The following is a 26,370-nucleotide window of genomic DNA, read 5'->3' as shown; positions in this document are numbered from 1 at the left end:
ATAAGTTTTAAAATTCTATATCAACTCCTAATTTCTCAGCTAAAAGTTTTGAAATTTTATCTTTTAGAGGTTCTATATCAATGTTTTGCATTGCATCATTAGCGAAAGCATATAAAAGTAATGCCTGTGCTTCTTTTTTAGAGATTCCTCTTGCTCTCAGATAGAATAAAGCATCTTCATTCAATTGACCTACCGTACAGCCGTGAGAACATTTTACATCATCAGCAAAGATCTCTAGCTGAGGTTTTGTATCAATACTTGCCCCTTCGCTTAGCAATACGTTGTTATTCTGTTGGTAAGCATTTGTTTTCTGAGCAATTTTGTCTACAAAAACTTTTCCGTTGAAAACTCCGTGAGCATTCCCATCAAAGATTCCTTTGTAATTCTGGTAGCTTTCACAATTCGGGAAGTTATGGTGAACTGCCGTATGGTGGTCTACCAGCTGATCTTTTCCGATAATGGTGATTCCGTTCATGAATGAATTGATATTAGATCCATTATGAATAAAATCAAGGTTGTTTCTTACCAGTTTACCTCCGAAAGAGAATGTATTTACAGTGGTTAAACTGTCTTTTTCCTGTCTTGCGAACGTATTGTCAATCAGGTAAGTTGTATTGTTGTCATTTTGAAGTTTGTGCCAGTCTGCTTTTGCGTTCGGATATGTGAAGATCTCTGTTACAGAGTTGGTTAATACATAAGTGCTGTCAAAATTGTGGTGGCTTTCAATGACCTCTACTTTAGCTCCTTCCTCTACGATCAGAAGGTTTCTGGTATTGTAGAATGTATTTTCCTCCTGGTTCTGAGAAATATAAAAAACGTGGATTGGCTTTTCAATCACTACATTTTTAGGAACTTTAAGGAAGAATCCGTATTTGCAGTAGGCAAGATTTAAGTTCGTAAATGCCTGTTCTTTGGAAGCAATAGTATTGAAATATTGTTCAAAAACCTCTTTATGCTTCTCATCATTCAATGCATAATTGAATGAAAGGAACTCTGCATTTTCAATAGAAACTTTTGAAAGCTCTTTGTGAAGCTTGCCGTTTACAAAAACAATCCAATCAAAATTTTCTTCTCCAAGGTGCAGTTCATCAAACTGCTCTTTAGTGATATTGTGGTTCTCTTTCGGGAAGAAGTTGTAGCTTTTTTCCGTGATTTCCTTTAGATTGGTATATTTATATTCTTCGTCTTTTTTTGTCGGAAAACCAAGGTTTGCAAATCTCTGAAGTGCCATTTTTCTTTCATCATCCAGAAATCTGTGACGAAGACTCTCCAAAAATTCATTGTGGTTCTCTATAATTTGTTCTTTTAATGCCATTACTGGTATATCTGTGGTTTGCACCATTTTTTCTTTTTTTATTAACTAAAATATTGTTATTCCGAGGAATAGGAAAACCAATTTTTAATAGTAGAGATTCTTTTCTGACACATTGTATGAATGATTACAGGAAAGGTTAATCTCTGAAATAATATATATTCTTCTTAGTTAAGAAGCCAGTCGTAACCTTTTTCTTCAAGTTCTAATGCTAAAGACTTGTCACCTGTTTTGATGATTTTACCATCTGCTAAAACGTGAACAAAATCAGGCTGAATATAGTTTAGCAATCTCTGATAGTGCGTAATCAAAAGAACTGCATTTCCTTCATTTTTAAAGTGATTTACTCCATCTGCTACGATTCTTAAAGCGTCAATATCCAATCCTGAATCAGTTTCATCAAGAATAGCCAGTTTAGGATTAAGCATCATCATCTGGAAAATTTCATTTCTTTTCTTTTCACCTCCGGAGAATCCCTCGTTCAATGATCTTGAAAGGAAATCTTTTTTGATTCCTAATTTTTCAGATTTTTCACGGATTAGCGCAAGCATTTCTTTTGCCGGCATTTCTTCCAGTCCGTTTGCTTTTCTTGTCTCGTTCAAAGCAGCTTTGATAAAGTTCGTTACAGAAACTCCCGGAATTTCCACTGGATACTGGAAAGAAAGGAAAATTCCTTTGTGAGCTCTATCTTCAGGAGCTTCTTCACTGATGTCTTGTCCTTCGAAAAGAATCTCTCCACCAGTTACCTCATAATCTTCTTTTCCAGCGATTACAGAGGAAAGGGTAGATTTACCAGCCCCGTTGGGTCCCATGATTGCGTGAACTTCGCCCGGCTTTATTTCAAGATTAATCCCTTTTAATATTTCTGCGCCATCTTCAATTTTGGCGTGAAGGTCTTTAATTTGTAACATTCTTGCTAACTTTTGCTTTTTATAATTGTATTAGCTTCCCCTGTATGTGGAATATCCAAATGGTGATAATGTGATTGGAACATGATAATGCTCGTTATCTTTTATCTGGAATATTACCTCAATAGACGGATAGAAGCTTTCTATATTTTTATGTTTATAATAATCTTCTATGAAGAATACAAGTTTGTATTTTCCGTTGTTACCAGCTTTTTGATATGGTAAAAAATCTGAAACCCTGCCATTATTATCAGTTTGCTTTTTACCTATAGAAACCCACTGTCTGTTTGTTTCATTATATTTCTCCAGTTCTATGACCACACTTCCGGCAGGTTTTCCCTGCGAAATATCAAGAATATGACTTGATAACTGAAACCCTTTATTTTCCTGAGCAGAAAAACTTAAGGAAATAAATCCAAAAAATGCTAATAAAAACCTCTTCATAAAAATCAATTTTTCTATTATCCCACTGAACCTTCCAGTGAAATTTCCAATAATTTCTGTGCCTCAATAGCGAACTCCATCGGAAGTTTATTTAAAACTTCTTTACTGAAGCCATTTACTATCAGAGCAATTGCTCTTTCAGTATCAATACCTCTCTGGTTACAGTAGAAAATCTGATCTTCCCCGATTTTTGAAGTCGTTGCCTCGTGTTCCAACTGTGCCGTGGGATCTTTGATTTCAATATAAGGGAAAGTATGAGCACCACATTCATTACCCATCAACAGAGAGTCGCATTGTGAGAAGTTTCTTGCTCCTTTTGCAGAAGGCATTACTTTCACCTGTCCTCTGTAGGAGTTTTGAGATTTCCCGGCAGAAATACCTTTTGAAATAATCGTAGATTTGGTGTTTTTACCAATGTGGATCATTTTTGTTCCTGTATCTGCATACTGGTGGTTGTTGGTTACCGCAATAGAGTAGAATTCTCCGATAGAATTATCTCCTTTAAGGATACAAGACGGATATTTCCATGTTACTGCAGAACCTGTTTCTACCTGTGTCCATGAGATTTTTGCATTTCTTTCGCAAAGTCCTCTTTTCGTTACAAAGTTGAATACCCCGCCTTTTCCTTCTTCATTACCAGGATACCAGTTCTGTACCGTTGAATATTTGATCTCAGCATTGTCTAAAGCAATAAGCTCTACAACAGCTGCGTGAAGCTGGTTTTCATCTCTTGATGGTGCCGTACATCCTTCAAGATAAGAAACATAACTTCCTTCATCAGCTACAAGAAGAGTTCTTTCAAACTGTCCTGTTCCTGCCTGGTTAATACGGAAATAAGTGGAAAGTTCCATTGGGCATTTTACCCCTTTAGGAATATAGCAGAAACTTCCGTCAGAAAATACTGCGGAATTCAATGCTGCATAAAAGTTATCTCCTCTTGGAACTACTTTTCCAAGATATTTTCTTACTAAATCAGGGTGGTTTTTAATAGCCTCAGAGATTGAACAGAAAATAATTCCTTTTTCTGCCAATGTGTCCTGAAAAGTAGTTTTCACAGAAATAGAGTCCATTACGATGTCTACAGCAACTCCGGAAAGTCTTTTTTGCTCTTCGATATTAATCCCTAGCTTTGCGAATGTCTTCAACAACTCAGGATCTACTTCGTCAAGACTTGCCAGCTCAGGCTTTACTTTAGGAGCAGCGTAGTAGCGGATTGCTTGGAAATCTGGTTTTTCATACTTGATGTTTGCCCATTCAGGCTCTACCATCTTCTGCCATATTTTGAAAGATTCCAATCGCCATTCAGTCATCCATTCCGGCTCTTCTTTTTTAGCAGAGATCGCACGGATGATGTCTTCATTTAAACCAATCGGGAAATCTTCATAATCAATCTTCGTTTCCCAACCGAATTCGTATTTTTTATTTTCTAGATCGACTCTTAAATCGTCTTCTGTATATTTACTCATTACTTTTTTTTAGATTTCAGATGTTAGATTTCAGAATTCAGAATAGCTCTGAGGTCTGAAATCCAGGATCTAATGTCTTTTCTCTAAAGACTAAATGATTCCCCACATCCACATGTTCTGGATGCATTCGGGTTGTTAAAAACAAACCCTTTTCCGTTCAATCCTCCTGAATACTCAAGAGTTGTTCCTGCTAAATAAAGGATGGATTTTTTATCTATAATAATTTTAATGTTATTATCTTCAAAAATCTGATCTGTTTCTGTTTTTTGGTTATCAAACTTTAAAACATACTCTAAACCAGAGCATCCGCCGCTTTTCACCCCTACTCTTATATAATCTTCAGCAGGGTTAAAACCATCTTCCGTCATTAACTGGATGGCTTTCTCCTTTGCATAGTCTGATACTTTTATCATTGTATTTATTTAGAATGATTTAATGATGCAAAAATACAAACTAATTTCCGCAATCTCAAATCGAAGATATCTATTTTAATGATTCTGATATTAATAGCAATTTCTGAGAGGATAAATTATGTTAAAAAATGATAAATTTTGCCATTCAATGTGAAGATTTCATTACGGATTTAACCTTGAATCGTATTTTCGATCTATAAAAAAATAGAAACCATCATTTTATACAGTTCTCTTTTTAAATTCAAAAAAATAAAAAATATAAATGAAAAAATTAGGCATTATCGCATTGGCCCTCTTCATACAGAATGTTTCTGCACAGACAAACAGGTTTGTGTATCAGGTGACTATGAAGCCTGACGCAGAAAATAAAACAGATATCAAGACTGAAAATGCTTATCTGGATATTTCTTCCGAAAAATCTGTGTTTTATTCTGAAAACAGAATCAAAAGAGATTCTATTATGCAAAAAGCATTTCAGGGTGGAGGCGGAAGAGCAACTATCAACAGAGATCAGATGGAAGGACTGAGAACGAATATCAGCTATTCCATTGAAAAAGATAAAACAAATCAAAAGACCTATTTTAAAGACAGAATCGGACGGGATAATTACTCCTACGAAGAAGACAGACCTTTGAACTGGAAAATTGAATCAGAAACGAGAAAAATTGGTGAATACAAGGTTCAGAAAGCTCAAACTGATTTTGGAGGAAGAAAATGGACGGCATGGTTTACAACAGATCTTCCTTACCAGGACGGACCTTATAAGTTCGGAGGACTTCCAGGGCTGATTGTAAAAGTAGAAGATGATCAAGGAGATTATTCTTTTGATTTAATGAAAAATTATAAAATTGCAGAATTTCCTGTTTTGAATCAGTTTGGAAATACTCTGAAAGTAAAAAGAACAGATTATTTAAAGCAGCAGCAAAAGTTCAAGGCTGACCCTATGTCATTCATGAGTCAGGGTACAGGAGGTATCAGCGCTCCGATGAGAGTAGGTGGAGGTGGAAGAGGCCTCGGCGGTGGAAACCAAAATCCTGCTGATATGAGAAAAAGAATGGAAGAAAGGGTAAAAGAAGAAGCCAAGAAAAATTCAAATCCAATCGAATTGCAATAAAAAATGCGGTTTCACACTGAGACCGCATTTTTTGTTTTTATATAATCAATAAATCTGATAAAATTATTTCAATAATTGGTTGAAAGTATCACCCTGTCTGATATCACCGGTGTTATAGCCTTTCATAAACCATTCTTTACGCTGTGCAGATGATCCATGGGTAAAACTTTCCTGATTTACATATCCCTGTGCTCTTTTCTGAATATTATCATCGCCAACTGCTTCTGCGGCATCTATGGCAGACTCAATGTCTCCCGGTTCAAGAATGTGTTTGCTGTCGTTGGTCCTTCTTGCCCATACTCCGGCATAGAAATCAGCCTGTAATTCTGTAGCAACGGATACTCTGTTCATCTGTTCTTCAGAGTATCTTCCGCTTCTTCTTAAGGCATCCACCTTCTGAGTAGTTCCCAAAAGAGTTTGAACATGGTGTCCTACTTCATGAGCAAGAACATACGCTACGGTAAATTCCGTTACTTTAGCTCCGAATTTTTGCTGAAGCTCACCAAAAAAGCTCATATCCATATACACTTTCTGATCAGCAGGGCAATAGAAAGGTCCCATAGCAGATTGGGCAGTACCACATGCTGAAGAGGTTGTATTTTCAAAAAGAACAATTCCGGGTTCAGAAAAAGTCATCCCATTTTCTTTAAATATCTGGTTCCAGGTTAAGGTATTCCATCCGGACATCATGTCAACCATTTCCCCTATCTGTTTTTCGCTGGCTGTAAGTTCTCTTTGTTCTCCGGAATTTCCTGAAGGCTGCATGCTGCCGGAATTCAAAATACCGGATGGGTCACCTCCCAAAAAGAACACAATGGCTGCTATAATTAAAGTTCCGAGGCCACCACCTACAATCATACCGCCACCTCCGCCTCCTGAACCACGGCGGTCATCAACGTTTCCGCCTCTGTCGTCTGTCCATTTCATACTAATAAATTTATGGGTTAATTTAAATATTTTACGCCAGATTATAAGCGAAAATATCTAGATATTTATCTGTTGAGTTGTTTCGTCTTTAGCCAGTAAGAGGTAGACTGATACGCTGATACAGCATCATCCACCAGTTTCTGATCTGGATTTTTTAATAATTTCTCGTTGTAATACAGTTTAAATTCCGGTTTCAGATCACTTTTTTCCAGTTCCAAAGAATATTGTTTTACCTTTTTTACCGGCGAAATAATGGTCAAACGTTCCCCTTTGATAAATCCAAGGTCCTGATAGGTTGCCACATAAGCTTTAGGCTGGAATTCCGGTTTGAACACATCCTGGCCCAGGAATTTAGACTGATAGCTGAAGTTTAATAAGCCCAAAACGGTCGGCATCACATCTATCTGAGACATCAGCGCATCAAATTTCTGAGGCTGAATAAATCCTTCAGAAAATACCATGGCAGGAATTCTGTATTTATCCATAGGAAGTTCCGTTTTTCCCGCACTGGATGCACAGTGATCTGCAATGATCACAAAAACTGTATTTTTATACCAGTCTTGTTTCCTGGCCATATCGAAGAACAGTTTAAGTGAGTAATCTGTATATTTTACACCGCCTTCACGGGATTTTGCCGTTCCCGGAATATCAATTCTTCCGTCAGGATAAGTAAACGGTCTGTGATTGGAAACCGTCATCCAGTGATTGAAAAACGGTTTTCCTGACTTGGCTTCAGCATTCATCACCTGAATAGCTTTTCTGGCCATATCTTCATCAGCAACACCCCAAACGTTGGCAAAAGTGATTTCTTCAGGTTTAAAATTATTTCTGTCTACAATACCATACCCGTTTCCTCCGAAGAAGTCCTGCATATTATCGAAATAGCTGTATCCACCATATAAAAATTTGACATCATATCCTTTAGACTTGAAAACACTTCCGGTTGTGAACTTATTCTTATTGTCATCTCTTTTGATGATACTTTCTCCTGCTGTGGGAGGAATACATAATGTCAAAGCTTCCAGTCCGCGTACAGTTCTGTTTCCGGTTGCATAAAGATTGGTAAACATCAGTGATTTATCAGCAAGGCTATCCAGAAAAGGAGTAATTTTTTGGGTATTACCATAGTGTTCCATGAAATCTGCAGAAAGACTTTCAATGGAGATCAATACTACGTTTTTCTTTACTTCAGGCTGTGCAGCAACAACAGTCCTTGATAAAGTCTGTAGAGGATATTGGCTTAAGAAATTCTTTTCAGCCTGCTGTTGGTTAATCTGTGAATAAAACTGGAAATAATCCAGCTCATTATGGGTAAATGCCCAGTAGAACCTGGGAAGTCCGTTGGCTTCAATTTCGTCTGCAAAAACATTTTCGGATCTGATTTGCATCAAAGAAGGTATTGCCAGTGCACTCAACGCAGAAAGCACCATATAACTGCCCAACAGCACCATTTTTTGTTTAAAATCAGGAAGTTCCAGCAGTTCATTTTTTGTTTTCTTATAAATAAACCAGGTGATGGCAAGGGTAACGATCATGATGGCTGAAAACAGCGGAATAACCGGATAACTTTCCATGATATTCCCAATCACCTCATTCGTATAAATAAGATAATCTACTGCAATAAAATTATAACGTACTCCAAATTCATTATAGAAGAAATATTCACTTACTCCGTTGAAAATGATCAGCAGAACATATAACAGTAATGTGATGAAATATAAGGTATTACGGATTTTAATTCTTTGTGTAGGAAGAAACAGCATCAATCCGAAGAAAAGCGTCTTTATTCCTACAAAAACAAGAGCGATCTCCATAACAGAACCTCCATACTGCTTGAAAATGTTATTCGGAACAAGCCAGATATAAAGGAAGAATAGAACCAGCGCTCCCAGAATAGTATAACCGTAAGGCTTTTTATATTTTGAATCTGAAAGAAAGAGGAAGTAAAGGGCAAGAATAGAGCTGGCCAATATGAAGACGAAAACGTCATTCACCAGACCTATCAGCAAAACTTTTACAACTTCGAAAAATCCGAAACTAGCGGTAGTAATTGGATGAAAAAAGAATATTGCTCTTATTATCAAAGAAATAATAAGATAAAAAATTCCTAAATACAGGAAGGGCTTTACTTTCTTTAAAAACATGTCTTGACCGTCTTTATTAATTTTCACAAAGATAGTTTTTGTAGAGAACTTTTGACTGAAAAAAAGAAAAACATCCTTGTTATTAGTAAGATTTAAGAATTATTTATATACTAATAAAAAAGGACTATTAAAAAATAGTCCATTATATTGTCAAAGTGGATAAGCAGTTAAGAGTGTCCAAAACCGATATTTCCTTTTTTATCAGATAATTTTTTTTTGAAATCAATCATTCTTAGCGCTGTAACGGCTGCTTCTACCCCTTTGTTTCCAAGGTCACCGCCGCTTCTTGCGATAGATTGTTCTTTGGTATCATCTGTTAATACACAGAAGATTGTGGGAGTATCAGTCATGATGTTACAGTCTTTGATTCCCTGTGCTACTGCAGAACATACATAGTCGAAGTGTGGTGTTTCCCCACGGATTACACATCCGATAGAGATTACTGCATCATATTTTCTCTCTTTGCAAAGCTGCATGCTTGCATAGCTTAATTCAAAAGCTCCTGGTACAGGAAAAAGCTTGATGTTTTCTGTTTTTACACCTTCTTTTTCAAGGATTTCCAAAGCTGCATCACGAAGATTGTACGTTACAAAATCATTCCACTCAGAAAAAACAATGCCGATAGAAAAATCTTCGGCATTCGTTATATGAAGTGGCTTGTAATCGGAAAGATTAACTGTTGCCATTTTTTAATAATATTTAGTCATTTCGATATAAGAATCAGACATTCCGTTGTCGTAGTCCTGATATTTCTCATCAATTGCAGAGAAGTATTTTTTAGCTTCTGCATTTTTCTTTAATCCTAAAGCAAGAATACCTGCTTTTCTTGTAAAATAATAAGTTGTATAAGGATCATCAGATGCTGATGCGGCCTGGTCTAATAAAGATAGAGCTTCGTCGTTTTTGTTAAGACCTGATTTTGCGTCAGCCATAGCTCCATATTTCATTGCCATCAGAGTCTTGTTTTTGGAAGAAAATTTATCCAAAAGATCATATGCTTCCTGAAATTTTCCTTCTTTGAATTTTAATAAACCGGCATTGTAAGCAGAAAGTTTACCAATTTCAGTAGAAGAATACTCGTTGGCTGTTCCTATAAAGCCAGGATTAGCAGCAGATTTTCCACCTAAAGCATCTTTATCTTTACCTTCTGTAAGATTTTTTTGAGCAGCAAGGAAACTCTTTACAGCTTCAGTGTTCTTTGGAGCAATCACAAATTGTTTATAAGCAAAGAATCCTAAAACTCCCAAAATCAATGCTCCGAATATAAAACCCAGTGGTTTTGAATATTTTTCAACAAATCTTTCAGTGTTTAAAGCTTCTCTGTCAAGGTCTTTAAAGAACTCAACCGTTTCTTTACCTTCTTGCTCATGCTGAGCACTCTTTCCCAATTTTGCCATAAGTTTTTAAAAATTGAAATGCAAATTTAATTGTTTCTGAGAGATTTACAAAATACTTTGTTTATATTGTTGATTTTATTTAAACAAATAATGTAAATTCTTATAAAAAACGCTTCGACTCCGCTCAGCGTGACACTTCTAATAGTACTAATGTACAACCTTAGTAGCGATTGTCATGCTGAGCGGAGTCGAAGCATATATATTGAATCTTAATACCCTAAAATATGGTAAACTTCTGCGCCGAATTTCTTCAGTTTTTCGTCACCATTCAAACCTTGCAAACCGATAAGGAAACTAAACTGTGAAACAATTGCTCCTTGTTTTTCTACCAACTTTGCAGCGGCTTCAGTAGTTCCTCCCGTTGCTAAAAGATCATCGTGGATTAAAACTCTTTGTCCGGGTTTTATCTGGCCTTCACGGGTTTCAATAATGGCACTTCCATATTCCAGATCATACTTTTCTGAAATGATGGGCGGCGGAAGTTTTCCTGCTTTTCTGATTAAGATGAAAGGTACTTCCAATGCTACAGCAATTGCGATCCCAAAAAGGTAACCACGGCTTTCTATTCCGCAGACTGCATCTATTTTCCCTTTACTGAAGGCAGCAAGATCTGCAATAACATCTTCATAAAGTTTTGGGTTCAAAAAGATGGGTGAAATATCCTTAAACTGTATTCCCGGAATCGGAAAATCAGGGATATTTTCAATTGTTTCTTCTAATCTTTTGATCAGTTCTGCTGAAGCCATTTATTAATTGATTTTATAGCTGGAAATTTTCCAGTCTCCATTTACATTTTTAAGTCCGAAAGTTACTTTTAAAGAAGTTGTCTTCCCGCTTTTATCTGTTACATCATAAGTAGCATTTACGCTGGCACTATTAGCATTAGCTCCACTTGTCGTAATATTTTTTACACTTACATTTTTTACGGATCCAAAACCTGAAGTAGGATTTGAGAAAGATTCATAGCTTCCCCAGCTTGGATTGCTGGCTGTTTCGTATGCGGCTTTTAAATTTTGAGAACTTACACTGTTCAGGAATTTACTTACTGTATTCTTAGGATCTGCAGTAGGCTGTTTTGGTGCAGCTGGTGTTGCAGGAGTGGCTGTTGCAGGATCTGTAGTTGTTCCGGAAGGTGCTGTAGGATTGTTTGGATCCACCACTGCGCTTGGCTGTTCTGTTACCGCTGTAGAATCCGTTTTTGGAATGGCCGGAACTTTCAGAGCTGCTGCATTCACATCAAGTCCGATTTTTGACATTTTGAAAGTTTTTGCCGTAGTTTTTACGGAAACTGTGATGTCGATTTTATTATCTACCACTTTTGAAGCAGGAATAGATGAGAACTTTAAATTGAATCCTTTAAAGTTATTATCCTGCATCAGGTTTTTAGCTGTAGCCAATCTTACACCATTGCTGAAGACTTCAAGAGTGGCTTCAAGGCCGGCTCCTGTGAAAGATACCGGATTTCCGGCTGCATCTACAAGTCTTGGAACAATCTGAATGGCCGTAGGCGCTCCGGTTCCGTCATCTCCTGTAGGTCTTGTCACAAGGCTTAATGATCCTGCTTTTACATCATTAGGATCGCTTTCTTTAGCTTTATCATCCCCGAAGATATTCATTTCTCCCAGTGATGGCGGGGCAGTACTGGCCCATTCTATTCCGTTTTTCTGTGCAACTTCGTCAGCCAAAGACATGATTTCAGGAACTTTCTTCCCGTTAATCAGTTTTCCAAGGGCCTTTAGCTCATTGATATCACCATCTGCCTCTACTCCAAATGTTTTAAGGATATAAAGAGCTTCATTAAACTTAATCTGCTTAATGGTAGGTAAACTGGAAGTCATATCATTGATACTTGACTGCAGTGTTTTAGTATTCGTAGCATCTACATGATCTTTCTTACATGCTGTAAAAAGCAACAGACTGAAAACAAGTAGAAAAGAAAACTTTTTCATTTTTATTTGGTTTGTTGCAAATTTAATAAAACCTTTATTAATACTGGATTTTATTTTCACTTTATGTTTTATGGCTTGTTTTATTTCTTGATCACGGGAGTCATAATCCTATATTTTTACTTTTTGTTGGGTTGTTCTTTTAAGTCTCCTTTGAAAAAATTACTGAAGATGGTCTGCATATTGGGGAATGAAGAATCCTTCCAATAAGACGTCTGATAACTGCTGTTATCTTTATTGAATTTTACCTTTTCAATATCGTTGTCATTATTGAATCTGAGTTCCGTAGGATAGAAATTAGTGTAAAGTGCAATCTGGTTGTATTCGGGTTCGCTTTTATGCTTTAATTTAACAAAAACAAGTTCATTGTATTCCTGGAAATCTTTCAGTGTCTTTTCTGATCCCTTTTCAAAGGACATATTCAAAATGGTTCTGATATCATAAAATCGATATCCGAAAAACGAAAATTCTTTTTCCTGAAGTGCTCCACCCGTTACTTCAATCTGATCGTTACGATCACCTTTCAATTCTCTGATGGTATTTCTTTTTGTTTTATATTCTTCCGGATTTCCCACATTTTTAAGTTTGGGAATCTGTAGAGAATTTCCATAATCCCATGATGAAGTTTCTTTCTTCTCGTTTTTAGAGTCCGTTAGTCTGAAAACCCTGTACTGTTCCACATTGGTACTTTTCAGTTTTTTTGTTTTATTGTCAAAAATGTAAGTTACAATTCCATCGGCATAGCTGTTAAGCTTGTTGTTTACCGTTACATAAGCATTAAAATTTCCTTTGATAAAAATATACCTGGCAGGCTTATTATTTTTGATAACCACGGTTTCAATCTCTTTTACCTGATCATTGATTTTTATAACGGATTGATCAAATTCTGAGTAAGATAAGGAGGCAACCGGAAAATTATTGTAGACAAGCTGAAACTTTTCCTGAGAAGGCGAGAGTGATTGTTTGTCAATCTTACCTTCAATATCAGAATACGCTACAATGGTTCCATCTTTCCCAAACACTGAAACTCTGGGAAGGGGAGTATTACTTTTTTCAGAAACAAAAGTGATTGTCTGAGCAGAAATAAAACTATATAAAAAAAGGAAGAATGAGTAAATGAAAAGTTTTGTTTTCATAGTAATGTTTTGTTAAGTTTTTGATCTCATCATAGAGATGCATAACGATCTGTGGTTTTGTATGCATAAAAAAAGACTGATCGTTTTAACAATCAGTCTTTTATCATTTTATTTTGTTACAAGTCCTTAGAAAGGATACTCATAAATTTCAGATTCGTGTAAGAATGGGTTTCCTGTAGGGATCAACTTCAGTTTAGATAAAGCTGAAAGTACAGTAAACATAAATAATCCAGCTACGAATAAGATGGCTCCAAGGATTAACAGGAATACTTCAGGAGTGTTCCAGTATGGTCCTACTGTTCCTGGCATTACCATGTTGAAGTAATCTAAGATGTGTCCTAAGATCACCACTACTGCCATTGTAGTAACTACTTTGTAGTTTCTCTTGATGCTGCTGCTTACTAATACCAATAGTGGTAATAAGAAGTTGATGATCAACATCGGTAAGAAAGTAGGAGAGTAGTGCTGGAATCTACCGAAGAAGTAGTTAACCTCTTCCGGAACGTTTGCATACCAGTACAACATGAACTGAGCGAACCATGTGTATGTCCAAAGCATACTTGTAGCGAAAAGGAATACTCCTAAATCGTGTAAGTGGTTGTCATTGAACTGTGGTAAGAAACCATTTTTCTTAAGATAAACACTTAATAGAATGATTACAGCGATACCACTTGAAAGACAGCTAACCATTGAATACCAGATATACATTGTAGAATACCAGTGAGGGTCAATAGACATCAACCAGTCCCAAGCCCAAGCTGCAGAAGCAAATCCGAAGAATGCAATATATCCTACTGACCATCTGTAAAGCATTTGGTACTCTACTTTAGACTTCGTTTCATCTACCTTCTTAGACTGAGCTTTTAATTTCCAAGCGAAGAAAGAAGCACCAATCACATAGATTAAAGTTCTTAGTGCGTAAAAAGGAATATTTAAGAATTTTTTCTTTTCGAATAAGATCACATCAAAATGCGGAGAATCCGGGTTGGTCAATTCAGGGTCCATCCAGTGGAATAAGTGACCATTATGAGTGATGTTTAAGATCATCAGGATTACCAGGATTGCACCACCGTAAGGGATATAAGAAGCAATAGCTTCCATTACTCTTGTAATGATGATTGGCCATCCTGCGTGTGCAGCGTGCTGAATAGAATAGAAGAATAATACGCAGCAGCTTACTCCAAAGAAAAATACAGCTACAAAATGAATTGCTGCTAAAGGCTGGTTGTGTACCTGCAATGTAGCGTGCTCAAGGTGAGCCGCGTGATCCTGAGGTCCAACCATTTCACTTGAGTGTGTAGGAGCGGTATGACCAGAAGCATGAACAGCTTCCATCATTTGTTCTATTTTCTCAGTAGAAATTCCTTTGTTCAAAAAGAAACCAATACCGAAAAGAACTAAACCTACAACAAGAAGTATTATAGAAGTTGATTTTAATTTTGGTGAAAAACTATACATTTCTTTTCTTATTTTTTAGTTTCGGTAGTCGTTTCAGTTGTTGCTGGTGCCGCCGCTGTAGCTGCTGCCGGTGCTGCTGCTCCTTTTTTGAAAGCACTCATCACATACATTGCTACTCTCCATCTGTCTCCTGCGTTCAATTGTCCCGCATAAGATCCCATGGCATTTCTACCGTTTGTTAATACATAATGAACAGATCCTACAGTAATTTCTCTGTCAGCATAGTTAGGTACTCCAGAGAATGCTCCACTTTGAACGATAGGTCCTTGTCCATCACCTCCAGTACCGTGACATGCAGCACAAGTGTGATCAAACAATATTTTACCTCTTTCAAGATCCTTAGCTGCGTTAGCTGGGTTCAAAGGAGATACTGTAAGTTTTTTAGATGCTTCATACCCTGCATTGTACTCGTCAACATTCTTAGGTAATAAGCTTTCTTCAAAAACTCCATCTTTATTCTGAGCAACTGATCCTTCTACCGGAGAAAGACCTGTTGCACCATTATTTTTAACAAAAGCAGGAATTTCATTTTCATGATCTGAATAAGCATCCTGAGCTTTCATCAACGGATCATAAGCTACCGGAAAATACATGTCCGGGAAATATACCAACGGAGTATTCTCCTTTGGTCCGCAAGAGTTAAGTAAAACTGTTGTTAAACCTAAAACCGCTGTAATTTTTAATACATTCTTTTTCATTTTAAGCGTCTTTAACAGTTATTTCTTCAACTCCAGTTTCAATAAGCAACTGTTTTACAGATTCTACATCTTCAGTTACAAATTCCATCATGAATTTATCATCAGTAGTTCTTGGATCCGGGTTCTGAGCTGGAGCTCCTGGATACATTTTGTTTCTAACCAAGAAAGTTAAAGACATCATGTGAGCAGCACAGAATACCATTAATTCGAACATTGGAACTACGAATGCCGGCATATTGTGTCCCCAGTCAAAAGCTGGTTTACCACCGATATTCTGAGGCCAGTCGTGATTCATCACATACCAGGTAAGAGTAGCACCGATCGTTACACCATAACAAGCATAGATGAAAGCGGCATCAGAAATTCTGGTTTTCTTTAAACCTAAAGCTTTGTCTAGTCCGTGAACCGGAAACGGAGTATAAACTTCGTTAATTGCGATTCCTTTATCGTTGAATGCTTTAACGCCGTTCATTAAGTCGTCGTCGTCAGCATAAAGTCCGTATACAATTTTAGTGGTGCTCATCTCCTTCTTTTGCTTTATAAGTTTCACCTGAGATTTTCAAAATCGATTTTAATTCAGCCTGTGCAATTACAGGGAATGTTCTTGCATATAATAAGAATAATACAGAGAAGAATCCGATTGTTCCTAAGTATACACCCACATCAATGATCGTTGGCTTAAACATAGTCCATGATCCTGGTAAGTAGTCTCTTGAAAGGTTGATAACGATGATATCAAAACGCTCAAACCACATACCGATGTTGATGATTAATGCAACGATGAATGTCCAGATAATGTTCGTTCTAAGTCTCTTGAACCAGAAAGAAGCCGGGATAACAAGGTTACAGATGATCAATGACCAGAATGCCCACCAGTAAGGTCCTACAGCAGCACCTGGAGAAAGGTATGTGAAATCTTCAAATCTTGAACCTGAGTACCATCCGATGAAATATTCAGTTGCGTAAGCTACAGTTACCATACCACCCGTTAAGATGATTACGATGTTCATGATTTCGATATGATACATTGTAATATACTCTTCCAAGTGACACACTTTTCTTGCAACCAACAATAGGGTCTGTACCATTGCAAATCCTGAGAAGATTGCACCAGCAACGAAGTAAGGAGGATAGATTGTTGAGTGCCATCCTTTAATTACTGAAGTTGCGAAGTCAAAGGATACGGTTGTGTGTACTGAGAATACAAGTGGAGTTGCCAAACCTGCAAGAACCAAAGAAAGTTCTTCGAATCTTTGCCAGTGTTTTGCTTTACCACCCCAACCGAATGCAAGGAATGTATAAATTTTCTTAGTCCAAGGGGTTTTAGCTCTATCTCTGATCATTGCAAAGTCAGGGATTAGTCCCATGAACCAGAATACAGTTGATACTGAGAAATACGTAGAGATCGCAAATACGTCCCAAAGTAGAGGAGAGTTGAAGTTCCCCCAAAGAGAACCGAATTGGTTTGGTAAAGGGAATACCCAGTATCCAACCCAAACTCTACCCATGTGAATTACAGGGAAGATTGCTGCCTGTACAACCGCAAAGATCGTCATCGCCTCTGCAGATCTGTTTACAGACATTCTCCATCTCTGTCTAAATAATAATAATACTGCGGAGATTAGGGTCCCGGCGTGACCGATACCTACCCACCATACGAAGTTGGTAATATCCCAACCCCAGTTAATAGTTCTGTTAAGCCCCCATGCTCCAATACCTGTCCCGATAGTGTAAGCGATACAGCCGAATCCATAGAGGAATAGAACTAGTGCAGCATATAATGAGATCCACCATAATTTACCTGCTCTTTCTTCGATAGGTCGTGCGATATCTTCTGTAATATCGTGATAAGTTTTGTGACCAATAATTAGAGGTTCCCTTATCGGAGCTTCGTAATGTCCTGACATTTTTTACCTATTTATTATTTAAACTTTATTTTTCTACTCTGTTTCTTACTTTAGTATGATAGAACACGTTTGGTTTTGTTCCGATCTCCTCTAGTAAATAATATCTTCTGTTAGATGCATACTGCTCTCTGATTGAAGAATCTTTATCATTCATGTCTCCAAATGTCATTGCACCAGTAGAACAAGCTTTAGAACAAGCAGTCTGGAATTCTCCATCCTTCACTCTTCTTCCTTCTTTCTTAGCCTCAAGAATAGTATTCTGAGTCATTTGGATACACATTGAACATTTCTCCATTACCCCTCTAGTTCTTACAACTACATCAGGGTTAAGTACCATTCTTCCTAAATCATTGTTCATGTTGAAATCGAACTTGTCATTTAGGTTATACGTAAACCAGTTGAAACGTCTTACTTTGTACGGACAGTTGTTTGCACAATATCTGGTACCGATACATCTGTTGTAAGCCATATGGTTTTGACCTTGCTTACCGTGTGAAGTAGCCGCTACCGGACATACAGTTTCACATGGAGCGTGGTTACAGTGCTGACACATTACTGGTTGGAAGATTACATCCGGGTTGTCTGCAGGGTGGTTTAATGCACCTCCGTCTCCGAAAGCAGTACCGTACAATTCTGGTACAGCCATTCCTTCTTTCAATCCTTCGTAAACTTCAACTTTCTGTCTTGAAGAGTAGTAACGGTCAATTCTTAACCAGTACATATCTCTGGACATTCTTACTTCTTCTTTACCTACTACAGGAACGTTGTTTTCTGCCTGACAAGCAATAATACATGCTCCACAACCAGTACAAGAGTTTAAGTCAATAGATAAATTAAAGTGAGGACCATCCGTATCATCAAAAGCATCCCAAAGGTCGATTTTTCTCGCAGGAAGTGCTCCGCTGATCGTGTGGTATTCCAAAGGCTTGTTCCATCCTTTGTGCTCATCATCGAAAGCTACGTTGATGAAATCTGCTAAAGGAACTTCCTTCGCGATCTCATAACGACCCATCAATGTATTTTGAAGCTGGATACCTGCGAATTCGTGATCTTCTCCTGTTTTTTCGATTTTTACCCCTGAAAGAACAAGGTTAGAACCGTCAAATAAAGGATAAGCATTTACACCAGTATCTGCAGTTGCTCCTGAGTTTTTCTTACCATAACCAAGTGCAAGACCTACAGATCCTTCAGCTTGTCCTGGCTGTACGAATACAGGAACATCTTTTATTGTAACTCCGTTTACAGTAAGGTTTACAATAGAACCATCTAACTGCATTCTCGCATTAAGATCGTTATCAATTGCAAATTTCTCTGCATCTTTAGGAGAAATTGTAAGGTAGTTATCCCAAGACATTCTTGTGATCGGGTCAGGTAATTCTTGTAACCAAGGGTTGTTTGCCTGAGTACCGTCTCCCATTGAAGTCTTAGTGTATAATACTAATTCTAATTCAGAAGCTTTAAAGTTTCCTAGTTCAGCAACAGCCTGAGCAGCGTTTCCACCTGCATAAGATAAAGTAGTTGCGTTTGTAGAAGCGTTGATACCATTATACAATGCTTTGTTGAAAGAAGTACCACCTAAAAGAGAAGCAGAGCTTGCCTTTAAATAATCGTAGTAGTTGTTTGCTGCATTGTTTTTTCCATTCTTCCATACCAATAGAGATTCTTCAATCTGTCTTGATTTGTAGATCTTCTGGATCGTAGGCTGCATTAATGAATATACTCCTGTCTGTGGTTCGATATCTCCCCAAGACTCCAGCCAGTTAGCAACCGGAATTACAGCTTTCGCTGCTTTGTACATTTCATTTTTCTTATCTGCTACTGCAATTACGTAAGGAACTTTTGATAAAGATTTTTTGAAATCTTCTCCTTTTGGATGAGAGTAGATAGGGTCTACGTTGTTGGTAACCAATACACCTACTTGTCCACCATTTATCCATCCCAGGAATTCCTGATATCTTGCACCGTCGAATTCTTTAAGGAAGTTTGCTTTACCTGTGAAAGCTACTGAACCTAATTTTTGGTTGATTAAGTGTGCTAAAACCTGTGCTCCTTTGGAACCATCAGCAAAAACAACAGCTTTGCTTCCTTTTGCTTTCAATTCGTTTGCAATTTCGGTTGCAGTCTTATCAGAAGTACCACCACCTACAATTGCATTGTAAACTTCAACTAAAGTTTTGTTTACAGCACTTGGTTTTAATCTGTATCTTGAATCAGCATTAGCACCCGTTAATGACATGTTAGATTCCACCTGAATGTGTCTTAACATGTTTGGTCCTGGCTTTCTTGCTGCTGCATAAGAAGTTTCTAAGCTTGAAGCGTTATAATCTCCTAAGAAATCAGCCTGGAAAGAAACTACCAATTCAGAACCTTTAAGGTCGTAAACAGGTAATGCTCTTTGTCCGAATACTTCCTGAGCCGCATCTAATCCTGCAGCGTAAGGGAAAGCATCATAAGTTACTAATTCAGCTGTAGGATATTTAGCTTTGAATTCAGCGAATAACTTTTTGAAAGTTGGTGAAGCAAAAGAGTGTGATAAAACCACAATTTTTTTGCCTGACGCTTTAGCTTCTTCCAAACCTTTAATAACGAAACTGTCTACTTTATCGAAAGTTTCATCTTTACCGTCTAGTTTAGGCTGCTTTACTTTATCATTATCATAAAGAGAAAGAACACTTGCCTGAGCTCTTGCGTTAGTTTTACCTAAATCACCACCCGCCGGATTGGGTTCAATTTTGATAGGTCTACCTTCACGGGTTTTTACTAAAACACTAGCAAAGTCGAAACCATCAAAATAAGTTGAAGCGTAATAATTAGGGATTCCCGGAATAATGTCATGCGGCTTTACCACATAAGGAATCGTTTTAATTACCGGAGCTTCGCAGGCAGCTAATGTTACTGCTGCTGTAGAGAAACCTAGTAATTTAAGGAAATCTCTTCTTGAAGTACTAGATCCGTTTTTCTCAGCATCTCCAAGGAAATCTTCTACCGGAATTTCTTCCTGAAACTCTTTCTGAGCCAGCTTATTATTCAAAGCCGGATCTTTAAGTTCATGAATACTTCTGAATTGTATTTTGTTTGAAGCCATTTATACTTCTAATTTTTTAGTTATTAATAATGACATTTACCACACTCAAGACCTCCAATTGCATCTACAGTGATCTTACCTCCATCCTGAGGATATTGTTTTTTCAACTTGTCATGTAGATTTTTGAAGTACTCTTTATTATAACCGTTGTTCATATCAACTTCAGTCGTTCTGTGGCACTCGATACACCATCCCATAGTAAAGTCGTTTGCCATCTGAACAACATTCATTGTATCAATTTTACCGTGACAAGCTTTACATACAACATCGATTTTGTTGTTAGGGTTCTTTTTGTTGAAAGAATTGATGATGGCTTGTTCTCCAGCAATTACGTGCTGAGAGTGGTTGAAGTAAACGAAATCTGGCATGTTGTGGATTCTTGTCCATTCAACCGGCTGTGTTTTTCCTGTGTACTGTTGTTTTGCAGGATCCCAGCCTGTTGCTGCGTAGATCTTCTGGATTTCTCCGTCATAGAATGCCTTATCTTTTCCTGGCTCCATGTAGTGATCTGCGTTGTATTCAGAAATTGTTCTGTGACAGTTCATACAAACGTTCATAGAAGGAATTTCAGATACTTTTCCGTATTTAGCACTGGAGTGACATAACTGGCAGTCAATTTTTTGTTCTCCGGCGTGAATTTTGTGAGAGAAGTAGATAGGCTGCTCAGGTTTGTACCCTTTGTAAACCCCAATCCACATTAACCAGTTCCATACTCCGTAAGCGGCTAAAATAGCAAGAATTGCTAATAAACCTTTGCCAATGAAGTGGAACTTCTCATACATTTCACTGAAAGAGCGCACTCTTGTTTCATTAAGCCCGGCTAAATCTTCAGACTGACCTAATTTTACCAGTTGTCTTAGTTTAGCCAAGATCCAAACCAGTAAACCTGCGATTGCTAAAAGCGAAATGATGACAACGTTTGTAGTAGTTTTGTCTGCAGGAGCTGCAGCAGTAGAGCCAGCATCAGCTGTTGCTTTCGCATCATCTTTCTTTGGTTCCGGCTCTGGCGGATTAGTAGTGAAAGCTAAAATGTCGTCAATATCCTTATCTGTAAGATTAGGAAACTGCTGCATTTCAGTCTTGTTAAACTTCTCAAAAATCTCATTGGCGTATTTATCCCCGGAAGCTCTCAGAGCTTTGTTGTCTTTGATCCACTTGTGAAGCCAATCTTTGTCTACGCCACCTTCTGTCTTTACACGTTCTACAACCCCTTTTAATGGTGGTCCTACAACTTGTTTGTCCAGCGCGTGACATGCAGTACAATTCGCTTTGAAAAGTTTCTCTCCGTTTTTAGGATCGCCGTCTTGCCCGTAAAATGAAGCACTGGTTGATAGCAATAAGCCTATTGCGATCAACGTTTTTTTATAATGCTTTCTCCAACTAATCATTTAAATTATCTTATGTTAGTAAATTATTGAACATTCAATCAATTCCGCAAAAATAATATTTTTAACAGGAATTTAACGGTATATCGAAAAGGGAAAATATCATTTACGTTTAATTTGTATTGATTCTAAATAACCAGTTTGGTATAGTTTTTTAATTTGTATAAATTTGCGGAAACAAGTTTAAATGAGAAATCTAATCAAAATATTTTCGATATTATCATTATTTGGATTTTATAATATTGAAGCACAGCAAGTTGTTAAAAAGGATACCCTGTCAGGAACAGAGCTTGTTATGACAATGGATTCTAAAATAAATGCTGCTTTGGAAGGAATTGAAGGGAAGTGTGCTAAAGTGACTCCAACAAATTCTTCTAAAGATTTCAGTAATAATGATACTGGAATTTCTACAGGAATAAATACGAGACCTCCTAAGATATTTGTGCCGAGCAGAGAGCTTACGAATGCCGAAATCTGTAAGAAAAATCCTAGAATTTTAGGGTTTAAAATCCAGATTACAACAGTGAAAAGTAATGAAGAAGCTAATGAGGTGAAGTCTTATTTCAGAAAAAGATTTCCTAACCTGAAAGTGGAAACAGATGCATCTTTAAGACCTAATTATAAAATTTTAGCCGGAAGTTATTTCACAAAACAAAGTGCTGCCAGTGACCTTTCTAAAATCAGAGAATACTTTAAATCAGCAGTTGCAGTGCAGTATAGAATTTTCTGTGCCGAGGCAAAATAAGAAAAGTTTATTTCAACATACAATAAAAAAGCTGAGAAATTTCTCAGCTTTTTTATTGATAATAATTTTCCATAAACCAGAAGAATTCTGACATTCTAAAGATATTATTGACCAGCAGATAAGTACATAATATTGCCACAGTTAATGTTAAAAATGACATCATTTTCGGTGATGATCTGTAAGCAAAAAAGAGCCATCCTAAAAGCAGAGGATAGACAAAAACAAAATGTCCTCCATAGATATAGGAAGTGTGAAGGCCAAACCTCATCACACAATGGATAACAATGTCAATCAAAAACGAAATAATAATTATCTGAACCCATTTGTTTTTAAAATTCTTAATATAACTCCAACTTATCAGGATGAGTAATATTGCTATGAAAAAGTAAGGAATAGCTGATGAATAAATATCCATATAAAGTCCTTTGAAATTAAATCCTTTCATATTATGCTTGTCTGACATGATGAATCCCGGGAAAAGAATATTACCTCCGAAGAAGAAAGAAAGAATCATATCCCATGTTGGCATCGACTTTACATTTGAGAACTTTTCATACTGCTGATTTGTTTTTGAAAAGATGTTCTGGTATTTAAAATCAATTCTGTTCAAATAAAGAACAATGAAACAGATCATAGTGATTGCCACTCTAAGTGATGCATTCCCAAATTTTTTCCAGCTTCTGAAAAGATCTTTCTCAAAAATAAGAGGAATGAAAACTTTGGCAAAATTGGTAATGGTAAGCCCTCCAATAGTTATCCCTGCCAGGGATAATGCAGTTGCGGGTATCTTTTCTTCTTTTCTCAGTTTTATGGCTGCATAGTAATTGTATAATGAGAGTAAGAATAAAGTGTAAGTAAAGTTCTCCGGAGTGAAAGACAGGATGATATTAGTTGAAAAAACTCCAAAGAACAAAGTAATTAAAAGGCTTAACCATAAAGGAAGCTGAATGATATTCTTTAAATATTTAAATACCTGAATAATGTTCAATGTGATGATGATGTTACTAAGCCATGCCAGCGTGAGCCTGAAGTTGGCGTCCATTTTCCCCCCTGAAATAAATAATGAAAACTCTCTTACCCAGTTAAAAAAATAGTAGGATAGAGGATGTCTCTCAAAACTACCTCCCGTCATAAGAATAGACTTATTGTCAAAACTGAAATAAGCATCCCATGGAATTCTATTGTCAAAAATAATCCTGTAATGGATTGCAATATATGAACCTAAAATTCCATAACAGACAATGAAAAACAGAAATACTGCCACTTCAGAGTAGGTGGAAGGAAAAACCAGTTTGAAAAAATTGATGATTTTTGTTTTGATATAAGACACAGGTCAAATTTTTTGCAAAAATAAAATAAAAAAACCACCAAAAATGGTGGTTGTGAAAGATTGTATGAACGTTGTTATTCTTTGATTACTTTTTCTGTTTTGGACGTTCCGTCTGAGAAGTCAACTTTTAATAGATAGATTCCTTTTGGAAGTGAAGAAATATCCAATCTTTCAGAAGTATTGTTAAGCAGAGATTTTCCGCTTACATCAAATACTGTGGAAGATTTGATTTTTTTGTCTGTTCTGATGTTGATTTCTCCTTTTGTTGGGTTTGGATAGATATCTGTGAAATCTTTTACTTTAGTATTTGCTTCCTGAGTAGCTAATGTAGCACTTGCTAAAACCTGTACATCATCTATAGAAAGGCTGTCTGCGTCATTAGCTACGTAATGAAATCTGAATTTAACATTGGCTTGCCCTGCATAAGGAGTTAAACTCACTGTAATTGCCAATGTTTCATAATCGATAAATAATCCATAGTTTTCTTCAACCCATACCTGGTTCCATGTGGTTCCTCCATCTGTGGATACTTCTACTTTTAGATCTCCGTTTGGAAATGGGTCAACCATATATTCATACCCTATTTTTGCATTAAACTTTAAAATAGGATTCGTTGTTCCTAGCAAGCTAAAAGAAGGACTTGTTAAATGAGCATCCTGTGGCTGGTCAATCCATCCGATACCTGCGGATTTTCCACCATTGATATTAAATGTTGCTTGTCCGGTTGCATTGAAGATGGTGGTAGTGAATCCCCAAGGTCTTGAAGCTACATTTGTTCCGGTAGTCCATCCTGTTGGAGGAAATGTTGTGCCCTGAAAAGTCTCTGAGAGAATCTGCGCATTTCCCAATATAGAAGAGACTAAGAAGATGAATAGTAATTTTGTTTTCATTTGGTTTACGTTTAAAGTTATTAGTAAATGTAATAAAAAAATGAAAATAATTACATGTTTTTTAATTTTTCATGAATAATAATTAATTATGAGCTGCATGAAAGTGTGGAACATCCCGCAGTATCATCATATCCCGACGGTCTTTTGACGGAGAATTCAGGGTAGATTTCCTGATATGGATTTTCAAGAGCTTTGGTAAGCTTTTCCAGCATTTCTTTTTTACCGTTGCTGATCTCATCAATGCATTCGTAAAGAAGATAATTTCGAAGGATGAATTTTGGATTTGATTTTTCCATCATGGCTAAAGATTCTTCTTTGGAAATAGAGTTTAGTTCTAATCTTGATCTGTAGCTTTTGATGAAATTATTAAGTTTTGCCAGCTTTTCTTCGCTCAAAATAATATAAGACACATCTCTGAAATGCTCTGATATATTGGTTTCTTGAGTTGTTTTTACCAGTTGATTGAAAAACAGGGTGTAATCCAGCTGAAGCTCTTGCATAAGACCTTGCCAGTTGGTGAAGAAATCTTCATCTTCCTGTCGCAGCTGATCAAATCCGAACTTTTTGCAAAGCATCTGGTCATGGGCTTCCCAAAAATAGGTGCCAAAATTATTTAAAGTATTTTCCAAAAACTTTTCATCTTTCATTAATGGATGAAGGGCATTAGCCAGCTGCCAAAGATTCCACTGGGCAATCTGCCCCTGTTTTCCGAATGCATATCTTCTTCCCGGAAGATCTGTTGTATTGGGTGTGAAATTCAAATCATATTCGTCCATCATTGAATAAGGACCATAATCAATGGTTAATCCCAGAACTGACATGTTATCTGTATTCATCACTCCATGTACGAAGCCTACTCTGAACCATTCAACCATTAAGTTGGCAGTCCGGGTACATATATTTTCAAAGAAATCTCTGTATTTCTTGCTGTCAGTTGCTGTAATCTCGGGGTAATAGTTTTCAATGGTAAAGTCAGCAAGCTCCTGAAGACTGTTGTATTCTCTTTGGGCAGACATAAGCTCGAAATGTCCGAAACGTAAAAAGCTTTCAGCAGTTCTGATAACCACTGCACCTCTTTCTAACTTTGGATTTCCGTTATACATGATGTCACGCATTACATCTTCACCTGTAAAAGCCAGGCTGAGTGCTCTTGTTGTGGGAACGCCCAGGTGATACATAGCTTCACTCATCAGGTATTCGCGTACAGAAGACCTTAATACGGCTCTTCCATCGGCATGTCTGGAGTATGGGGTAGCACCGGCTCCTTTCCACTGAATTTCTGTCTTTTTTCCTGCCTCATTAATAATTTCACCTGCAAGGATGGCTCTTCCGTCTCCAAGCTGTCCGGCCCAGTTTCCGAACTGATGTCCTGCATAAGCTGTAGCATAGGGTCGAACATTGTCCGGAAGGTTATTTCCCACCAGAAAGTTCAGATCTTTATCTTCAAATTTTCCCAGACCTATTTCCTCTGATAAGGCTTCATTAAAAGCAATCAGCTCAGGTTTGTCAAAGCCGGCAGGTTTAATGGTGGCAAATAAAACCTTTGGAGTATTTCTCTGCATGGGGTTGTTGGAGAAATCACCGGGGAAATTTTCAATAAATGGCTGTCTGATACGTTCGATATTCATGCTTCAAAGGTATTAATTATAAAAGAAAAGACCTTCC

General features: G+C 37.1%; 23 protein-coding genes. 2 read left to right on the top strand and 21 right to left on the bottom strand.

Translation table 11 applies throughout. From position 1 onward, the window contains the following. Window positions 1–7 precede the first annotated feature (7 nt). From sufD to ACODR7_RS14000, 5 genes are all read right to left on the bottom strand, one after another. Window positions 8–1,315 carry a Fe-S cluster assembly protein SufD gene (sufD, locus tag ACODR7_RS14020; protein WP_076596518.1) on the bottom strand — a complete coding sequence of 436 codons (1,308 nt, stop codon included), beginning with the start codon at window positions 1,313–1,315 and terminating at the stop codon, window positions 8–10. Window positions 1,316–1,479: 164 nt separating this feature from the next. After that, the gene (gene sufC / locus ACODR7_RS14015) at window positions 1,480–2,223 is read right to left on the bottom strand and encodes a Fe-S cluster assembly ATPase SufC (RefSeq protein ID WP_034691829.1); all 744 of its coding nucleotides are present in this window, start codon (window positions 2,221–2,223) and stop codon (window positions 1,480–1,482) included. A 30-nt stretch (window positions 2,224–2,253) separates the two neighbouring features. After that, the gene (gene uraH, locus ACODR7_RS14010) at window positions 2,254–2,664 is read right to left on the bottom strand and encodes a hydroxyisourate hydrolase (protein WP_076596517.1); all 411 of its coding nucleotides are present in this window, start codon (window positions 2,662–2,664) and stop codon (window positions 2,254–2,256) included. Between the two features lie 17 nt (window positions 2,665–2,681). Continuing rightward, window positions 2,682–4,130: a Fe-S cluster assembly protein SufB gene (sufB, locus tag ACODR7_RS14005; protein WP_076596479.1), complete on the bottom strand. Its 1,449-nt coding sequence runs from the start codon at window positions 4,128–4,130 to the stop codon at window positions 2,682–2,684. Window positions 4,131–4,213: 83 nt separating this feature from the next. After that, window positions 4,214–4,543 (bottom strand): HesB/IscA family protein, encoded by a 330-nt coding sequence (locus ACODR7_RS14000; protein WP_076596478.1) that lies wholly within the window; start codon window positions 4,541–4,543, stop codon window positions 4,214–4,216. A 262-nt stretch (window positions 4,544–4,805) separates the two neighbouring features. On the opposite strand from ACODR7_RS14000, the gene ACODR7_RS13995 reads away from it, so the two are divergent. Beyond that, complete coding sequence (locus ACODR7_RS13995) at window positions 4,806–5,657, top strand: GLPGLI family protein (RefSeq protein WP_488839921.1); 852 nt, start codon at window positions 4,806–4,808, stop codon at window positions 5,655–5,657. Window positions 5,658–5,720: 63 nt separating this feature from the next. Here the strand turns inward: ACODR7_RS13995 and ypfJ are convergent, their stop codons facing one another. The 13 genes from ypfJ to ACODR7_RS13930 form a co-directional block, all read right to left on the bottom strand. Then, the gene (gene ypfJ / locus ACODR7_RS13990) at window positions 5,721–6,584 is read right to left on the bottom strand and encodes a KPN_02809 family neutral zinc metallopeptidase (protein ID WP_488839920.1); all 864 of its coding nucleotides are present in this window, start codon (window positions 6,582–6,584) and stop codon (window positions 5,721–5,723) included. A gap of 65 nt (window positions 6,585–6,649) precedes the next feature. Then, window positions 6,650–8,728, bottom strand: coding sequence for an LTA synthase family protein (locus ACODR7_RS13985; RefSeq protein ID WP_488839938.1), 2,079 nt, complete (start codon window positions 8,726–8,728; stop codon window positions 6,650–6,652). Between the two features lie 167 nt (window positions 8,729–8,895). Next, on the bottom strand, window positions 8,896–9,414 hold the full coding sequence (gene ribH, locus ACODR7_RS13980; RefSeq protein ID WP_488839918.1) for a 6,7-dimethyl-8-ribityllumazine synthase: 519 nt from the start codon (window positions 9,412–9,414) through the stop codon (window positions 8,896–8,898). A 3-nt stretch (window positions 9,415–9,417) separates the two neighbouring features. Then, complete coding sequence (locus ACODR7_RS13975; RefSeq protein WP_488839917.1) at window positions 9,418–10,125, bottom strand: YfgM family protein; 708 nt, start codon at window positions 10,123–10,125, stop codon at window positions 9,418–9,420. 209 nt (window positions 10,126–10,334) lie between these two features. Beyond that, window positions 10,335–10,871, bottom strand: a complete 537-nt coding sequence (locus tag ACODR7_RS13970; RefSeq protein WP_488839915.1) for an adenine phosphoribosyltransferase — start codon at window positions 10,869–10,871, stop codon at window positions 10,335–10,337. Window positions 10,872–10,874: 3 nt separating this feature from the next. Then, a complete protein-coding gene (locus ACODR7_RS13965; protein WP_076596471.1) occupies window positions 10,875–12,074 on the bottom strand; it encodes an NTF2-like N-terminal transpeptidase in 1,200 nt (399 codons plus the stop codon). A gap of 116 nt (window positions 12,075–12,190) precedes the next feature. After that, on the bottom strand, window positions 12,191–13,207 hold the full coding sequence (locus ACODR7_RS13960; RefSeq protein WP_488839913.1) for a hypothetical protein: 1,017 nt from the start codon (window positions 13,205–13,207) through the stop codon (window positions 12,191–12,193). 126 nt (window positions 13,208–13,333) lie between these two features. Further along, window positions 13,334–14,665, bottom strand: a complete 1,332-nt coding sequence (locus ACODR7_RS13955) for a quinol:cytochrome C oxidoreductase (RefSeq protein ID WP_488839911.1) — start codon at window positions 14,663–14,665, stop codon at window positions 13,334–13,336. An 8-nt stretch (window positions 14,666–14,673) separates the two neighbouring features. Further along, on the bottom strand, window positions 14,674–15,363 hold the full coding sequence (locus ACODR7_RS13950) for a c-type cytochrome (protein WP_488839909.1): 690 nt from the start codon (window positions 15,361–15,363) through the stop codon (window positions 14,674–14,676). Between the two features lies 1 nt (window position 15,364). Beyond that, window positions 15,365–15,886 carry a DUF3341 domain-containing protein gene (locus ACODR7_RS13945; RefSeq protein ID WP_027371993.1) on the bottom strand — a complete coding sequence of 174 codons (522 nt, stop codon included), beginning with the start codon at window positions 15,884–15,886 and terminating at the stop codon, window positions 15,365–15,367. Beyond that, window positions 15,873–17,270 (bottom strand): NrfD/PsrC family molybdoenzyme membrane anchor subunit, encoded by a 1,398-nt coding sequence (gene nrfD / locus ACODR7_RS13940; RefSeq protein ID WP_034691792.1) that lies wholly within the window; start codon window positions 17,268–17,270, stop codon window positions 15,873–15,875. Before nrfD ends, ACODR7_RS13945 begins: the two co-directional genes overlap by 14 nt. 25 nt (window positions 17,271–17,295) lie before the next feature. Then, complete coding sequence (locus ACODR7_RS13935; RefSeq protein ID WP_110366572.1) at window positions 17,296–20,355, bottom strand: TAT-variant-translocated molybdopterin oxidoreductase; 3,060 nt, start codon at window positions 20,353–20,355, stop codon at window positions 17,296–17,298. Window positions 20,356–20,378: 23 nt separating this feature from the next. Beyond that, entirely contained in the window at window positions 20,379–21,743 is a 1,365-nt protein-coding gene (locus ACODR7_RS13930) for a c-type cytochrome (protein ID WP_488839906.1), read from the bottom strand. 184 nt (window positions 21,744–21,927) lie between these two features. Here ACODR7_RS13930 and ACODR7_RS13925 point away from each other — a divergent pair, with 184 nt between their 5' ends. Beyond that, window positions 21,928–22,485 carry an SPOR domain-containing protein gene (locus tag ACODR7_RS13925; protein WP_488839905.1) on the top strand — a complete coding sequence of 186 codons (558 nt, stop codon included), beginning with the start codon at window positions 21,928–21,930 and terminating at the stop codon, window positions 22,483–22,485. 52 nt (window positions 22,486–22,537) lie between these two features. Here ACODR7_RS13925 and ACODR7_RS13920 read toward each other — a convergent pair whose 3' ends face one another. From ACODR7_RS13920 to ACODR7_RS13910, 3 genes are all read right to left on the bottom strand, one after another. Then, a complete protein-coding gene (locus ACODR7_RS13920; protein ID WP_488839903.1) occupies window positions 22,538–23,815 on the bottom strand; it encodes a DUF6080 domain-containing protein in 1,278 nt (425 codons plus the stop codon). A 74-nt stretch (window positions 23,816–23,889) separates the two neighbouring features. Beyond that, window positions 23,890–24,705: a T9SS type A sorting domain-containing protein gene (locus tag ACODR7_RS13915; protein WP_488839901.1), complete on the bottom strand. Its 816-nt coding sequence runs from the start codon at window positions 24,703–24,705 to the stop codon at window positions 23,890–23,892. A gap of 86 nt (window positions 24,706–24,791) precedes the next feature. Beyond that, a complete protein-coding gene (locus ACODR7_RS13910) occupies window positions 24,792–26,333 on the bottom strand; it encodes a protein adenylyltransferase SelO (protein ID WP_488839899.1) in 1,542 nt (513 codons plus the stop codon). Between the last annotated feature and the right edge of the window lie 37 nt (window positions 26,334–26,370).

The sequence above is a fragment of the Chryseobacterium sp. FG46 genome (assembly GCF_057809135.1).
Note: the sequence above shows the minus strand (reverse complement) of the source record. Positions and strands in the feature narration are given on the sequence as shown.

Bases quoted from the DNA above. Each gene is read 5' to 3' on its own strand.
- sufD (WP_076596518.1), bottom strand. From the start codon at position 1,315: ATGGCATTAAAAGAACAAATTATAGAGAACCACAATGAATTTTTGGAG.
- sufC (WP_034691829.1), bottom strand. From the start codon at position 2,223: ATGTTACAAATTAAAGACCTTCACGCCAAAATTGAAGATGGCGCAGAA.
- uraH (WP_076596517.1), bottom strand. From the start codon at position 2,664: ATGAAGAGGTTTTTATTAGCATTTTTTGGATTTATTTCCTTAAGTTTT.
- sufB (WP_076596479.1), bottom strand. From the start codon at position 4,130: ATGAGTAAATATACAGAAGACGATTTAAGAGTCGATCTAGAAAATAAA.
- ACODR7_RS14000 (WP_076596478.1), bottom strand. From the start codon at position 4,543: ATGATAAAAGTATCAGACTATGCAAAGGAGAAAGCCATCCAGTTAATG.
- ACODR7_RS13995 (WP_488839921.1), top strand. From the start codon at position 4,806: ATGAAAAAATTAGGCATTATCGCATTGGCCCTCTTCATACAGAATGTT.
- ypfJ (WP_488839920.1), bottom strand. From the start codon at position 6,584: ATGAAATGGACAGACGACAGAGGCGGAAACGTTGATGACCGCCGTGGT.
- ACODR7_RS13985 (WP_488839938.1), bottom strand. From the start codon at position 8,728: ATGTTTTTAAAGAAAGTAAAGCCCTTCCTGTATTTAGGAATTTTTTAT.
- ribH (WP_488839918.1), bottom strand. From the start codon at position 9,414: ATGGCAACAGTTAATCTTTCCGATTACAAGCCACTTCATATAACGAAT.
- ACODR7_RS13975 (WP_488839917.1), bottom strand. From the start codon at position 10,125: ATGGCAAAATTGGGAAAGAGTGCTCAGCATGAGCAAGAAGGTAAAGAA.
- ACODR7_RS13970 (WP_488839915.1), bottom strand. From the start codon at position 10,871: ATGGCTTCAGCAGAACTGATCAAAAGATTAGAAGAAACAATTGAAAAT.
- ACODR7_RS13965 (WP_076596471.1), bottom strand. From the start codon at position 12,074: ATGAAAAAGTTTTCTTTTCTACTTGTTTTCAGTCTGTTGCTTTTTACA.
- ACODR7_RS13960 (WP_488839913.1), bottom strand. From the start codon at position 13,207: ATGAAAACAAAACTTTTCATTTACTCATTCTTCCTTTTTTTATATAGT.
- ACODR7_RS13955 (WP_488839911.1), bottom strand. From the start codon at position 14,665: ATGTATAGTTTTTCACCAAAATTAAAATCAACTTCTATAATACTTCTT.
- ACODR7_RS13950 (WP_488839909.1), bottom strand. From the start codon at position 15,363: ATGAAAAAGAATGTATTAAAAATTACAGCGGTTTTAGGTTTAACAACA.
- ACODR7_RS13945 (WP_027371993.1), bottom strand. From the start codon at position 15,886: ATGAGCACCACTAAAATTGTATACGGACTTTATGCTGACGACGACGAC.
- nrfD (WP_034691792.1), bottom strand. From the start codon at position 17,270: ATGTCAGGACATTACGAAGCTCCGATAAGGGAACCTCTAATTATTGGT.
- ACODR7_RS13935 (WP_110366572.1), bottom strand. From the start codon at position 20,355: ATGGCTTCAAACAAAATACAATTCAGAAGTATTCATGAACTTAAAGAT.
- ACODR7_RS13930 (WP_488839906.1), bottom strand. From the start codon at position 21,743: ATGATTAGTTGGAGAAAGCATTATAAAAAAACGTTGATCGCAATAGGC.
- ACODR7_RS13925 (WP_488839905.1), top strand. From the start codon at position 21,928: ATGAGAAATCTAATCAAAATATTTTCGATATTATCATTATTTGGATTT.
- ACODR7_RS13915 (WP_488839901.1), bottom strand. From the start codon at position 24,705: ATGAAAACAAAATTACTATTCATCTTCTTAGTCTCTTCTATATTGGGA.
- ACODR7_RS13910 (WP_488839899.1), bottom strand. From the start codon at position 26,333: ATGAATATCGAACGTATCAGACAGCCATTTATTGAAAATTTCCCCGGT.